Genomic DNA, 14,335 nt, shown 5'->3' with positions numbered 1-14,335 from the left:
TGGACCATGGACACGTCAGACAGACCGAAAGTGGGGATAAAGGATGTGTCGCGCGAGGCGGGTGTCGCGCTCAGCACCGTCTCCCACGTCTTGAATGGAACCGCGTCGATCTCACCGGAAGTCCGAAGTCGGGTGCTCGATGCGGCCCGGCGGCTCGGCTATCTGGCGAGGCGACAGCAGAAGGGCTCGATCGCCTCGCTATCGACCGTCTATCTGGCCGTGCCTCCCGGCAATATCCCGCATGTCGACACCAATCTCTTCTCCTGGACGCTGTTGACGTCGCTGACCCGGGAATGCGAGCGGCGCGGTGTGCGGGTCGTTGCCCATGCGGGCGGCGAAACGCTGAATGCGCAGGAGATCATTGACGGGGCGAAGGCCGTCTATGCCGATGGCGTCATCCTGGTTTACGACGACAATCCGAAACTCCTGCGCGCGCTCGCATCCTCAGGCCTGGCGGTCGTCCTCCTCAACGGGGAAGACCCGTCGATGTCGGTGGATACGGTGACGCCCGGAAATCGCTATGCGGCCCGGCTTGCCACAGAATGGCTGCTCTCGCACGGTCACAGGCAGATCCTGCATCTCACCTGGCGGGGTCGCGGAACGATTACCCGGCGTGTCGACGGCTTTCTCGATGCCTATCGCGAGCGGCAGCTGCCGCTCGAATTCGGACGGGTCCATGTCGCCCAAGGCTATAATCCCGCAGATGGGGAAGCCGCAATCGCCCTCCTGCTGGCAGAAAAGGACGGGCTTAAAGGCACCACCGCAATCTTCTGTGCCTCCGATAACCTCGCGGTCGGGGCGCTTGCCGCCCTTCACGCCCATGGCGTCAAGGTGCCCGAGGAGATCGCCGTAGTGGGGTTTGACGGCGTGGCGCTCGGAGACTTGACCCGGCCACCGCTCACAACGGTGCGGGTGCCGCTGCAGGAAATGGCGGTGCTGGCGCTCCAGGCGCTGGAAAATCGGCTTTCTGTCTTCGGTCCAGATCATCCGCCCTGCCGCATAGAATTGGGCTGCAAGCTGATAGAACGCGAAAGCGCCAAGCCCATTTAGCTGCAGTATCAATGAAAATATTTTTATCTTGATTTTGCCGTATCACTGTATAATTCTGCCGATATCGCGGGTCTAAGGGCGAAATACGCGAAAAATTTTTCGTTATCTGGGAGGAGACGATATGCGTAATGAAAAAATTTCAATAGGGCTGCTGTCGGTTTTGATGAGCTGCTGCCTGGCCGGCTCGGCTTGGGCCTTCAATGAATCGCCGATGCTTCAGGAGCAGGTGAAGGCGGGCAAGCTGCCGCCGGTCGAGCAGCGCCTGCCGGAAAAGCCGACGGTGGTGAACGCTGTCGAGGTGGGCCAGTATGGCGGCAACTGGCAGCGCGCCTACAAGGGTCCGGGCGACCGCTGGGGTCCGACCAAGCTGATGGAAGAGCGCGTGGTCAAGTGGCACATGGGTGCGGACGGCAAGCTCTCGCTGGTGCCCGGCTATGTCGAGTCCTATTCGGTCAGCGAGGATTCCCGCACCTTCACCTTTACCCTGCTCAAGGGCCTGAAATGGTCCGACGGTCATCCGGTGACCACCGAGGATGTCCAGTTCTGGTATAACGACGTTTTCCTCAACAAGGATCTGCTGGCATCCATCGACCAGACGCTCGCGCCCGGCGGCAAGCCGATGAAGCTCGAGGTCGTGGATGACCGCACCTTCAAGGTCAGCTTCGAAGACCCCTATGTCTATTTCCTGGAAATCCTCGCCAAGGACTCCACCGGTGAGCCGAGCCTCGATCGCCCGAGCTTCCTTTTCCCCAAGCACTACCTGAAGCAGTTCAACAACAAATACGCCTCCAAGGACGAGCTGGACGCGGCGGTGAAGAAGTTCGGCGTCGAGAAGTGGCAGGATTTGTGGGGCTCGAAGGGTGCAGCGACCGCCTGGTGGCAAAATCCTGACCTGCCGGTCATCACCGCCTGGAAGATCGAAACGCCGGCTCCATCCGACGTCGTGACGATGGTCCGCAATCCCTATTACTACGCCGTCGATCAGGCGGGGAACCAACTGCCCTATATCGACCGCATCTCGCATCGCCTCTTCAGCGAGCAGGAAGCCTTTAACCTGATGATCGTGCAGGGGCAGATCGACATGCAGATGCGCTATGTCGAGCCGCAGGACTACACGTTCTACAAGGAAAACGAGACCAAGGGTGACTACAAGGTCTACCGCTGGAACCAGGCCCAGACCTGGTCGCTGGTCCCGAACCTCAACGTCAAGGACGAGGTGCTGCGCGGTCTCTATGACAATTCCGACTTCCGCCAGGCCTTGAGCATCGCAATTGACCGCGACACGGTGAACGAACTCCTGTTTACCGGCCTCGCCGAGGCGCGCCAGGCATCGCCTGTGACAGGTTCGCCCAACTACAGCGAAGAGCTGGAGACCCATTGGGCGGAGTTCGATCCGGACAAGGCAAACCAGCTGCTTGATGGCATCGGCCTGGACAAGAAGGACAATGACGGTTACCGCCTGCGTCCGGATGGCAAGCGCCTCTCGATCGTGGTCGAAATGCAGCATGCCAATGGCCCCAAGACCATGGAAATCGTCGCCGACAACTTCAAGCAGATCGGGGTTGAACTGCTGCCGCGCCTGATTGACCGCACCCAGTGGGATGCGAGCCGCGACAACAATGAGTTCCAGATGCAGTGGTATCCCTTCGACCGGCTTTCGGTCGTGGCGGCCGACCCGCGCATCATGATGGGCAATGATAGCTACGCCAACCAGTACTACATCTGGTACTCGACCAAGGGTGCCTCAGGCATCGAGCCGCCGGCTGACCATCCGATCCGCAAGATCTTCGAAAGCTGGGATGCCGCTGCCAAGGCTCCCACCCGCGAGGCCGCCGATGCTGCCCTCAACCAGCTGATCGACACCTTCGTCAAGCAGGGCTGGGTCATCGGGATCGTCGGCGAATCTCCGGCCATCGCCATCGCGAAGAACGACTTCAAGAACATGCGCGACGGCCTGATCGAAGATGACATCACGCGTGGCATCGGTCTTGGCGGGACCCAGCAGATGTGGATGAAGCCCTAATCTGAACGCTTGGAGGCCCTCCGCCTATTCCCTTGGGCGGCGGGCCTCCGATCCCATCCATGTTCACGGGTTTGTCGCGTCAGAACGCGATTTGACACTGCCACCGCGCTCAGAGGTCGGCAATCAGAGGAAATGCGTATGCTCGGCTATGCTGTCCGGCGACTGCTGTGGGCTATACCCACGCTGCTCTTCGTCTCCTTCATCGCCTTCGTCATCATCCAGCTGCCGCCGGGCGACTTTGTATCGGCCTATGCCGCACAGTTGCGCAGTGGTGGCGAATACATCACCGAGCTTCAGGAAGAGCTGATGCGTCAGCAATACGGCCTGAACGACCCGATTTTGCTGCAATACTGGCGCTGGATCTCCAACATCATCTTCTATGGTGACTTCGGCCGCTCGCTCGAATGGAATGCTCCGGTCAGCGACCTGATCTGGGACCGCCTGGGGCTGACGCTGGCGATCTCGACGCTGAGCATGATCTTCACCTGGATGATCGCCATCCCCGTCGGCGTCTACTCCGCGACCCGCCAGTATTCGGTGTTCGACTACGTCTTCACGGTGTTCGGCTTTCTCGGCAAGGGCGTTCCGGACTTTCTCCTTGCGCTGGTCCTGATGTGGATGAGCTTCGTGTGGCTCAACCTCGATGTCGGTGGACTGGTATCGCCGGAATTCCAGGATCGTCCTTGGGACTTCGACAAGTTCCTCAACATGCTGACGCATATCTGGATCCCGCTGGTGGTGCTGGCCACCGGTGGCGCGGCAGGCCTGATCCGCGTCATGCGTGCCAACATGCTGGACGAGTTGCGCAAGCCCTATGTCGAAACGGCCTATGCGCAGGGTTTCAGCGAACGCACCGTCGTCTGGCGCTATCCGGTGCGCGTTGCCCTCAACCCCTTCATTTCGACTGTTGGCTGGGCCCTGCCGGCGCTCTTCTCCGGTGACGTCATCACCGCCGTGGTGCTGAACCTGCCGACGACCGGCCCGCTTTTGCTGCAGGCACTCAAGATGCAGGACATGTATCTCGCGGGCAGCTTCATCCTCATTCTCAGCGTCTTCACCGTCATCGGCACGGTGCTGTCGGACATTCTGCTTGCCATGTCCGATCCGCGCATCCGGTTTTCGTGAGGCCCCATGACCGATATCCAGAACCTCTCATCCCCGATGCACACGCCCCGCGTCCCGCCGCTTGCTCCGAAAGAGGAGTTTCGCGATGAAAGTCTTTATACAGCCAAGCCCTGGACGCTGGTCTGGTGGCGCTTCCGCAAGCACAAGCTGGCGGTTGTCTCGCTGGTCTTCATGATCATCCTCTCGATACTGGCGATCTTTGCGCATTTCTTCACGCCCTATGCGCCGTTCACCATCAACCGCCTGAATACGCTGGCGCCGCCGAGCACGGTGCGGATCATGCATGAGGGTGAATTGCAGCGGCCCTTCATATATGCCCTGAAGCGCACGCGGGATCCGGAGACAGCCCGGGTCATCTATGGAGAAGATACGAGCAAGGTTCTGCCGATCCGGTTCTTCGTGCAGGGCGAGCCCTACAGCTTCTTCGGCCTGGTCGAGACGCGCTTGAGGCTCTTCGGTGTCGATGATCGCCGCCAGCAGATCAATCTGCTCGGGACGGACTCGCTCGGTCGCGATCTTTACTCCAGGCTCATCCATGGTGCCCGGGTCACGCTATCGGCGGGCCTTGTCGGTGTTGCCTTCGCCTTCGTTCTGGGTCTCGCACTAGGTGCAATCTCCGGCTATTACGGCGGCCGGATCGACTCCGCGATCCAGCGGCTGATGGAGTTCATCCGCTCGATCCCGACGATCCCGCTATGGATGGGGCTGGCGGCAGCCCTGCCGATCGCCTGGGATCCGATCTTCGTCTATGTGCTGATCACGCTCATCCTGTCGCTTATCGGCTGGACCCATCTTGCCCGCGTCGTGCGCGGCCGCTTCCTGTCCCTGAAGACGGAAGACTACGTGCTGGCGGCGCGACTGGCGGGTGCTTCCGAATACCGGATCGTGACGCGCCACATGCTGCCGGCGATGACGAGCTATATCATTGCCGCGCTGACGCTTGCGGTTCCGGAAATGATCCTCGGCGAAACGGCTCTGAGCTTCCTCGGTCTCGGCCTTCGGCCGCCCGTCGTCAGCTGGGGCGTGCTGCTGCAGGACGCCCAGAACCTCCGCTCGATCTCGATGGCGCCCTGGCTGCTCGCCCCCGGTGTTGCTGTGGTGCTGGTCGTCCTCGCGTTCAATTTCATCGGTGATGGCCTGCGCGATGCGGCCGATCCCTATGGTCAATGAGGGAGGGTGACCGATGCAATCCATGAACAAAATCAGCGGTAACCCCATGCCACCCGAGAGGCTTCTCGAACTCGACAATGTCGGCGTGCATTTCCCCACACGCGACGGTCTCGTCAGGGCGGTCAACGGCGTTTCCTACCACGTCAACAAGGGCGAGGTGCTGGGTATCGTCGGCGAAAGCGGGTCGGGAAAATCCGTCACCGCCCGGTCGATCATGCGGCTCCAGCCACGCAGCGCCATCAATGCCCATGGCACCATCCGTTTCCGCCGTGGTAATGGCGAGGAGGTCCGCATCTCTGACCTGGACTGGCAGGGACGCCAGATGCGCGAGATCCGCGGCGGCGAGATCGGCATGGTTTTCCAGGAGCCGATGACGGCGCTCTCGCCGGTGCACACCATCGGCACGCAGATCATGCGCACGGTCATGCTGCATCGAAAGGTATCGAAGGCCGAAGCCCGCAACCAGGCGATCGAGCTTCTGACGCGGGTGCAGATGCCGCGGCCCGCCGATATCGTCGATCGCTATCCGCATCATCTGTCCGGGGGCATGCGCCAGCGCGCCATGATCGCGCTCGCACTCTCCTGTGATCCGTCGCTGCTGATTGCCGACGAGCCGACCACGGCGCTGGACGTGACGACCGAAGCGCAGATCCTGGAGCTTCTGAAGTCGCTGCAGCAGGAACTTGGAATGGCAATCGTGTTCATCACGCATAACTTTGGCGTGGTGGCAGACATCGCCGATCGCGTCGCCGTCATGTATCTCGGCCGCGTCGTCGAGACCGGTACGGTGGACGAAATCTTCTACGAGCCCAAGCATCCCTACACCCAGGCGCTGCTGCAATCCATTCCACGCCTTGGAAAGAGCCATGGCAACCGCCTGCGCACCATCGCTGGCGTCGTGCCAGACCCCTACAACGTCCCGGCTGGCTGCTCCTTCCATCCGCGCTGCCTTCACGGGGTTGCGGGGATTTGTGACACCACCCTCCCGGATGACATCCAGTTCGCCAGCGGCCAGCGCGCACGCTGTCATTTCGCCGGCGAGATCGTACCTGTGGCGGAGTTCGCATGATGACCGCGCCTATCCATGAAGGCCTGGACAAGGATACGCTGATCTCCGTTCGCGGCGTGAAGAAGTATTTTCCCATCTACGAAGGCTGGAAGCGCAAGGAGGTCGCGACCATCAAGGCGGTCGATGACATCTCCTTCGATATCCGCAAGGGTGAGACCTTCGGTCTGGTCGGCGAAAGCGGCTCGGGCAAGTCTTCGATCGCAAGGCTGATCCTCAGGGCCTATGACCTGACCGAAGGGGAAATCCTGTTTCGGCGGGAGAGCGGCGAGGTGGTCGACATCACCCGTCTGGGCGACCGGGAGATGCGGTCGATACGGCGTGAAATGCAGATGATCTTCCAGGATCCGTATTCCTCGCTCAATCCGCGCATGCGCCTGCTTGAACTCGTCGGCGAGCCGCTGGTCATCCACGGCATGGGCACGCCGGCGGAGATCAAGGACCGCGTGTCGGAATTGCTGGGGCTGGTCGGTCTGCGTCCTGAATATGTCATGCGCTATCCCCATGCCTTTTCGGGCGGCCAGCGCCAGCGCATCGGCATTGCCCGGGCATTGGCCCTCAATCCGAGCTTCATTGCGGCGGATGAGGCCGTCTCGGCGCTCGATGTGTCCGTGGCCGCGCAGAACATCAATCTGATGCAGGACCTGCAGGAGAAGCTCGGCCTTACCTATCTCTTCATTACCCATGACCTTGGCATGGTCGAGCATATCTCGGACCGTGTCGGCGTGATGTATCTCGGCCGCTTGATGGAGGTCGGGCCGACGGATGCGATGTTCGCCAAGCCGCTGCATCCCTATACGGAAGCACTGCTGGCGGCCGTGCCGCAACCCGATCCGCGCGGCAACCGCGCCCGCAAGCGCGTGCCCTTGAAGGGCGAGATCGCCGACGCGATGAATGTGCCGAGCGGTTGTCCCTTCCATCCGCGCTGCGCCTATGCCGACGAGGCCTGCCGCACGCAGACGCCTGAGCTCAGGTCCATGCCGGGTGGCCGGCAGGTGCGCTGCCATCATGCCGAGAGCCTCGATCTCGTGGGAGTGGGCAACTGATGAACGCGCACGCCCCATCCCCGTCCGATTTTCTTTCGTCTCCCGTTGCCGAGGCCGATCATGCCCTGGCCATGCGGCATCGGCCTGTCTTCCAGCTCGATGCCAACGAACCCTTCGCACCTGTCGCGCTTGGATACACGCTTTATCGCGAACCGGCGAAATCGGTGTCATCGAAGTTCCGGATCCGCCCCGGCACGGGCAGCGTGATCGAATATGCGATCTGGTATGACTGGGACATACAGCATCTCTACGACCTCGAACACGTCTGGGTGCATCTCGATGCCGAGGGCGCGGTCATCGCGGTCAAGGCATCGCGTCATGGGGCACGCCTGACCATGCGGCGGCCGGATGGTTCAATCCCGCTCCAGGGGCCGCGACCGGTGCTGTTCGTCGAGCCGGGCAAACATGCCCATTGGGCCGATCGCGACGCGATGCGGCATGAAGCGGGCGTGGTCGTCGATGCTATGTGCGGCTCGTTTGCCGGCGAGGAGGGCATCCATCTCTCCAACCTGTTTTCAGAAGCGGGGCTGATCGCGGCCTCGCGTTATGAAATAAGGCTCGCACGTCTTCATCTTAAGCGGGCAGCCTTCAAGCCGGCCTGGGAATTTGCCGAACGGGGTCCTGCGTCCGAGCCTGAGCTTCTGCCCTGGACTGCGCTTAAATCCTGGATCCCGCAGCGGTTCGCGGCGCTGACGGCGCAACTGCCGACGACCGTGCCGCATCTGGCAGCGGTGTTGCTGGACTGCGGCGACACCCTCGTCGATGAGTCGACCGAGGTGAAACTGCCGGGAACCGATGTGGTGACATCCGGCAAGCTCATTCCCGGCGCGGATGCCATGCTGCAGGAGCTGGTGGCGGCCGGGCATCGGCTGGCGCTGGTGGCGGATGGGCCTCGTGCGACATTCGAGAACCTGCTCGGCCAGCATGGGCTTTGGTCGAGCTTCGAGGCCCATGTCATTTCGGGCGATGTCGGCGCCTTGAAGCCGTCTCCGCTGATGTTCGACGCCGCATTCGATGCGCTCGGCCTTCGCGAGAGCGATCGGGCACGGACGGTCATGGTCGGCAACAATCTGGAGCGCGATATCCTCGGCGCCAATCGCTTCGGTTTGATCAGCATCTTCCTCGCATGGTCGCTGCGGCGGACCCACAAGCCTGGGCATCGCCACGAGCGGCCACGCCTGACCATCAAGCAGATCACCCAATTGCCGGCGCTGCTGGAGAAGATCGAGCTGGCGCTGCCGGCAACGGCGGTCGAGACGCGGGAGGGCGCGGAATGAGGACGATCTCTTCCGCCGAACGGCTATCCGAGCCAGAGGGGTTCGTCGTCGAAACAGGCGGCTCCGTCACCGCCTGGGCCATGGGCGACAGCGTGCAGACCTATTATCCCGGTGAACCCGCTTTGGCGGAAGATCGGGTGAACTACCGCTTCATCAACGGCTTCGTCGATGTCGGTGATCTGCCCTGCCGGATTGCGCTCTGGAAGGAGGTCGCCACGCGGACAGTCGAGCTGCAGGACGACTTTGCGGTCACCGGGCTCTACCTGCCCGGCTTCAACCGACGGGTCGAATTCTCCGACTTCTGGCATCGGCCAACGCGCCTGTCTCGCTGGCTCAGGACCCGGCTCGTGCCAACGGCTGCGGGATCGCACCGTTTCAGGCTCTCGACCTGTGGCGGCGTGCATGTCTGGGTCGATGGCGTGCTCACTGCCCGGTTCGAACCCTTCAAGCGCAACAAGGAAAGTGTCACCGAAATCGAGCTTGCGCTCAAGGCAGACGGCAGCGACGTCGTCGTGCTGACGGAGGAACTGGCGGAGCGTGATGCGCTGTGGTTCTTCGAACTGACCTATCTCGGAACCGCGCCGCTGCGCGCTGACTTGCCCGTCGATGTGTCCCCGGAGATCATTGGCCTTCTCAAGGCCCTGGCGACCGATGTACGGCCAGACCCGATGCATGTCGGGGATGGGCGGCTGGTGCTCGAATTCGGCGTGACCGCGCGGATGGACGTCGAGGTCAAGGCGCAGATCCTGCCCAGCGTGCATATGCGCGGCAAGCCGCCGCTGCTCGATACCAGGGCTACACTGAAGGCCGGGGAGCGCCGCCTGACCCTCGATGGGGCACAATCGCTGCAGGACGGCTATCATGCGCTCAACCTCACCTTTTCGGTGGGGGAAACCCGGGTCGAGCGACACATCGCCTTTGCGACCTTCAAGGATGCGCCGCGAGACATGCGCGGGCTGTCGCTTGCCGAGCGCAAGGCGATCGCAATCGACTACATGGCGCGCCATGGCGAATTGCGCGCCGGGCGGGCGATTGCGGCCCTGGCTGCGGGCCGCGCCGTCGACGATGCGTTTCGCGAGATCATTGGCAATACGCTGGCTGCCATCGACGAGCGCCGGGATTGCTCGGACTTCGTCCTGGTCCCCTTGCTTTGGGTCGCAGCCTGCTACCGTGACCGGGTGCCGGCCGATCTGATGACGGATATCGACCGGAGCATTCTCAACTATCGCTACTGGGTGGATGAACCGGGCAATGACGTGATGTGGTTCTGGAGCGAGAACCATGTGCTGTGCTTCCATGTCTCGCAATATCTGGCCGGTCGCCTCTATCCGGAGCGGCGGTTCGAATGCTCTGGGTGCCCAGGTCGTGAGCAGGCCGCGCTCGCCGAAACCCGGCTGATGCACTGGTTCGATTCCGTCGAGGCCCATGGTCTCGCCGAATGGAACTCGGCAGCCTACTACCCGATCGATTTCATCGGGCTGCTTGCGCTTGAGCATCTGGCCGATGGCGTGATCCGGGATCGGGCACGACGGCTGCTGGACCGGCTGTTCCTCATGATCGGTCTGCACACGCTGGGCGGCGTGCCCGCCGGCACCATGGGTCGGGCCTATGATAAGGAATTGCGTGCAGGCCCGCTGACGGAACTTGCGCCGTTTGCCACCGTCGCCTTCGGCCAGGGCTGGCTGAATGATGGCGTCGCCGCCCTCCCGATGTTCGCTGCGGGGTCCTATTCGCCGCCGGCGCAAGCGCAGGATGTCGTCGATCCGCCCGAGGGCAAGGCGCTGATGGCCCATTATGTCCAGGGTCACGACGAGGCCGCGCGGCTGGTGCTCTACAAGACCGCTGCCGTCCAGCTGTCCTCAACCATGGACGGGAAGCCGGGTGGGCGTGGCCACCAGCAACATGTTCTTGATATCCGTTTCGCCGCCAATCCCCTGGCCAAGGCCTGGATCAACCATCCCGGCGAGGACGATCCCTGGGGTCACCAGCGCCCCTCCTACTGGGCCGGCAACGGATCCATGCCGCGGGCTGCGCAATATGGCAATGCGGCCCTGCTGCTCTACGATCTCGGCGCGGATGCGCGGCTGCCGTTTACCCATGCCTATGTCGAAAAAACTGCGTTCGACCAGGTCATCCTCCATGACAATTGGCTGATCCTCAGGAGCGGTCAGGGCTATGCCGCGCTGACGGCGACCCGTCCGATTGCCGCGGTCGACTCCGGGCCCGGTACCGGCGTCGAGTTCCGGGCGGATGGGACTGATGTCGCCTGGTACGCCGTGGTCGGTGAAGGCGGCGATGCCGATGCTCTGAAGCGGTTCCGTTCGCAGCTTTCAAACACCCGCCTCGAATTGTCCGGTGACGGGCGTCGCGCGCTGGTGCGGCAGGCCGATGGGCCATCTCTCAGTCTTGATTGGAACGAAGGGCTTTCCGTTGACGGCCAGCCTCATGTTTTCCCCAACCGAAGCATCGACCCGATGATCCGCTGGATCGACGCGGTCTCCTTCTAGCCTTCAAAGCCAGGATTTTCACCCATGTTGTTCCCCGCTCCCGAAGTTCTTTCAGAAGCCCTGTCCCGTGTCGCCGTCGGTCTTGCCAGACTGAAGGGGATCAACGAGACCGCAGATCTTTCCGACAGCGGCTACAATCTTCAGTTCGATGAATGGGACTGGGAGGTGGGCGTGGGCATATACGGCCTGCTGCGCCATGCGGAGGCCGTCAAGGATCGGTCCCTGATCGAGGCGATCGCGCGGTGGTATGACTGGCAGATCGGCCGGGGCCTGCCGCCACGGCAGGTCAATTCCAGTTCACCGATGCTTCCGCTGTGCATACTGATCGATCATGTCGACCGGCCGGATTGGGAAGAGCTCGTGCGCGATTGGGCACAATGGCTCGTCACCTCCCTTGCCAAAACGGAGGATGGCGGTTTCCAGCATGTCGTCAAGGAGCGGATGAACGACGGCGAGCTGTGGGATGACACGCTGTTCATGACCTGCCTGTTCCTTGCCAGGGCCGGGCAGCGTTTCGGCCGCCAGGACTGGATCGAGGAGGCCTTCTACCAGTTTATCGTCCACGAGCGTTATCTCGCCGATCCCGTCACCGGGCTCTGGTACCACGGCTGGACCTTCAATGGCCGGCACAATTTCGCCAAGGCGTTCTGGGCGCGGGGCAATTCGTGGATCACGGTTGCCATTCCCGAACTCTTTGGGCTTGTTGATCACGTGCCCGAGCACCTGAAGCGGCATCTCGTCTATATTCTCGGGACGCAGCTCAAGACGCTCGCCGCGCACCAGCGGGAAAACGGCATGTTCAATACGCTCGTCTGCGATCCGACCTCACCCGAGGAGACATCGGCCACCGCAGCCATCGCCTATGGCATCCTGCGCGGCATGGATCTGGGGATCGTCGACCAGAGCTATCGGCCGATTGCCGAACGGGCGCTGGAGGCTGTTCTGACCCGCATCGACGCCCGCGGTATCGTTCTGGAGGTCTCGGACGGAACGCCGATGGGTCATACGCTCGAGTTCTATCGCCAGATTCCCAATGTGCCCGCGCCTTACGGTCAGGCGCTTGTGATGCTGCTGCTGGTGCGCGCCATGAGCGACGCCCGACACGCTGGTGACCACCGCCACCAGATCTGAGCCTTTCCGCGAGGAATCGTGCGGCGCCGGGGCGCGAGCCGCTCTCAGCCTTTGACGTCGATGACCACGCGGCCACGGATCTGGCCGGCCAGGATGGCATCGGCCAGTTCAGGCAGCTTCGACATCGGCTCGACCGTGGTCATGCTGTCGAGCTTGGCGGTGTCGAGATCGCGGGCAAGCCGGGACCAGGCGGACAGGCGTTGTTCCATGGGCGCCATGACGGAATCCACCCCGATCAGCGTGACGCTGCGCAGGATATGCGGCAAGACGGTGCCGGGCAGGTCCGCGCCGCCGGCAAGGCCGCAGGCGGCGATGGCGCCACCGCGCACGGTCTGGGACAGCGCGTTGGCGAGCGTCGTGGAGCCGACGGAATCGACGCCGCCGGTCCAGCGTTCCTTTTGCAGCGGTCCGCCTTTTTCCTGAAGCGTGGCGCGGTCGATGAAATTCGTCGCGCCCAGGGCTGCGAGATAATCATGGGTCTCCGGCCGTCCGGTGGACGCGGTGACGACATAGCCGCGCGCCGCCAGGAGGGCGACGGCCACCGAGCCGACGCCGCCTGCCGCACCTGTCACGAGAACCTCGCCCTGGCCCGGCTTGATCGTGCCCCATTTTTCCAGCGCATCGACGCAGAGCGCTGCGGTATAGCCGGCGGTGCCGATGGCCATGGCCTGCTTCAGGGAGAAGGCCTCGGGCAGCCGGATCAGCCATTCCGGCTTCAGCCGCTGATAGCGGGAATAGCCGCCCCATTCGGTTTCCGACAGGCCCCAGCCATTGACGATCACCTTGTCGCCTGGCTTCCAATCCGCAGAGCGGGATTCGATCACGGTGCCCGACAGATCGACGCCGCCGACCATCGGCATTCGCCGGGCAATCTTGCCCTTGCCGGAGATGGCCAGGCCGTCCTTGTAGTTCAGAGTGGAATAAGCAATTTCGACCAGGACGTCATGGTCGGGAAGCTCCGACTTCGTCAGGTCCCGGATCGCACCCCTGGGCTTACCGTCGACGGTGTCGATCACCATGGCGCTGAATGTGTCGGTCATGGATTTCATCTCCATTTTTTCTGTCTGGATTGCCAGTTTCTCTATGGGGGTTTACGATGACGGGGAGGCTTCGAGATCGCGCCGCGCGCGCGCATCCAGCACCGCCGAGTAGCTGTCCCGGACATAGGCCAGAAGCCGCGCCAGGGTGTCGGTTGCCTTGGCATCGTCCCGGTCGCGGACGGCATCCACGATTTCCTGGTGCAGCGAAGCGACATGGCGCCGCTCCCGCACGCGGAAGACGATCATGTTGGTGATCGGGATGAAGGCCTCGATCACGGTGTACATCATCAGCTTCAACGGCCCATTGCCGGTGGATTCCACCAGCGCCCGGTGGAAGCGGACGTCGGAGGCGCAGAAATCCTCGTCGCTGATCTTTTCGTCCAGCTGAACCGCGATCTCGGCTTCCATGGCGGCAAGATCTGCATCGCTGCGGCTGCGGCTGGCCAGCCGGCAGCAGACGGTTTCGGTCTCAAGCCGCGCGGTGATGATTTCATCGATATCGAAAGCCCCGACGCCGACCAGCAGGGTGGCTGCACCGGTAATGGCCTTGGACAGGCCTTCCGGATCGGGCCGCTTGACGAAATTGCCGCCCGTCGGTCCGCGCTTTGAATGAATGAGGTTTTGCGCCGCCAGGCGCTTCAGCGCCTCGCGCACCGTGGGGCGGGATATCCCGAAGCTGCGGGCAAGATCCTCCTCGGTCGGCAGGCGCTCATCCACCTTCAACCGCCCGTCCATGATCGCGGAGCGGATGTTGTCGGCAACCTGCTTGGCGATGCCGGTTCGCACCACTTCGTCATATTTGAGGATCATGTCGCCCCTTCCCCTGTCGTCACAACCTTGATGCCATGGTCCCGGGCAAAAAGCCACAGCTTTTTAAATATAGGTTTGACAAATAGGGGA

General features: G+C 62.4%; 11 protein-coding genes. 9 read left to right on the top strand and 2 right to left on the bottom strand.

The window, feature by feature from the left end; translation table 11 throughout:
• Positions 1–6 precede the first annotated feature (6 nt).
• From B9A97_RS22695 to B9A97_RS22655, 9 genes are all read left to right on the top strand, one after another.
• On the top strand, positions 7–1,050 hold the full coding sequence (locus B9A97_RS22695) for a LacI family DNA-binding transcriptional regulator (RefSeq protein ID WP_084368103.1): 1,044 nt from the start codon (positions 7–9) through the stop codon (positions 1,048–1,050).
• A 121-nt stretch (positions 1,051–1,171) separates the two neighbouring features.
• Entirely contained in the window at positions 1,172–3,073 is a 1,902-nt protein-coding gene (locus tag B9A97_RS22690; protein ID WP_084368102.1) for an ABC transporter substrate-binding protein, read from the top strand.
• Positions 3,074–3,211: 138 nt separating this feature from the next.
• On the top strand, positions 3,212–4,198 hold the full coding sequence (locus B9A97_RS22685) for an ABC transporter permease (RefSeq protein WP_084368101.1): 987 nt from the start codon (positions 3,212–3,214) through the stop codon (positions 4,196–4,198).
• A 6-nt stretch (positions 4,199–4,204) separates the two neighbouring features.
• On the top strand, positions 4,205–5,368 hold the full coding sequence (locus tag B9A97_RS22680; protein ID WP_143530668.1) for an ABC transporter permease: 1,164 nt from the start codon (positions 4,205–4,207) through the stop codon (positions 5,366–5,368).
• 22 nt (positions 5,369–5,390) lie between these two features.
• Positions 5,391–6,437 (top strand): ABC transporter ATP-binding protein, encoded by a 1,047-nt coding sequence (locus tag B9A97_RS22675; protein ID WP_244564325.1) that lies wholly within the window; start codon positions 5,391–5,393, stop codon positions 6,435–6,437.
• Positions 6,434–7,480, top strand: coding sequence for an ABC transporter ATP-binding protein (locus tag B9A97_RS22670; protein ID WP_084368100.1), 1,047 nt, complete (start codon positions 6,434–6,436; stop codon positions 7,478–7,480). The genes B9A97_RS22675 and B9A97_RS22670 overlap by 4 nt, the downstream gene beginning before the upstream one ends.
• The gene (locus B9A97_RS22665; RefSeq protein ID WP_084368099.1) at positions 7,480–8,757 is read left to right on the top strand and encodes an HAD family hydrolase; all 1,278 of its coding nucleotides are present in this window, start codon (positions 7,480–7,482) and stop codon (positions 8,755–8,757) included. The genes B9A97_RS22670 and B9A97_RS22665 overlap by 1 nt, the downstream gene beginning before the upstream one ends.
• Entirely contained in the window at positions 8,754–11,264 is a 2,511-nt protein-coding gene (locus B9A97_RS22660; RefSeq protein WP_084368098.1) for a hypothetical protein, read from the top strand. The genes B9A97_RS22665 and B9A97_RS22660 overlap by 4 nt, the downstream gene beginning before the upstream one ends.
• Positions 11,265–11,288: 24 nt before the next feature.
• Positions 11,289–12,395 carry a beta-galactosidase BglB gene (locus B9A97_RS22655; RefSeq protein ID WP_084368097.1) on the top strand — a complete coding sequence of 369 codons (1,107 nt, stop codon included), beginning with the start codon at positions 11,289–11,291 and terminating at the stop codon, positions 12,393–12,395.
• Between the two features lie 44 nt (positions 12,396–12,439).
• On the opposite strand, the gene B9A97_RS22650 is transcribed toward B9A97_RS22655, so the two are convergent.
• On the bottom strand, positions 12,440–13,435 hold the full coding sequence (locus B9A97_RS22650) for an acrylyl-CoA reductase (NADPH) (protein WP_084368096.1): 996 nt from the start codon (positions 13,433–13,435) through the stop codon (positions 12,440–12,442).
• A 51-nt stretch (positions 13,436–13,486) separates the two neighbouring features.
• Complete coding sequence (locus B9A97_RS22645) at positions 13,487–14,245, bottom strand: FadR/GntR family transcriptional regulator (protein WP_084368095.1); 759 nt, start codon at positions 14,243–14,245, stop codon at positions 13,487–13,489.
• Positions 14,246–14,335 lie beyond the last annotated feature (90 nt).

Origin of the sequence: Rhizobium sp. RU36D (assembly GCF_900176345.1) — a bacterium.
Taxonomy (GTDB): Bacteria; Pseudomonadota; Alphaproteobacteria; order Rhizobiales; family Rhizobiaceae; genus Allorhizobium.
This window is presented reverse-complemented; position numbering and strand designations above follow the sequence as displayed.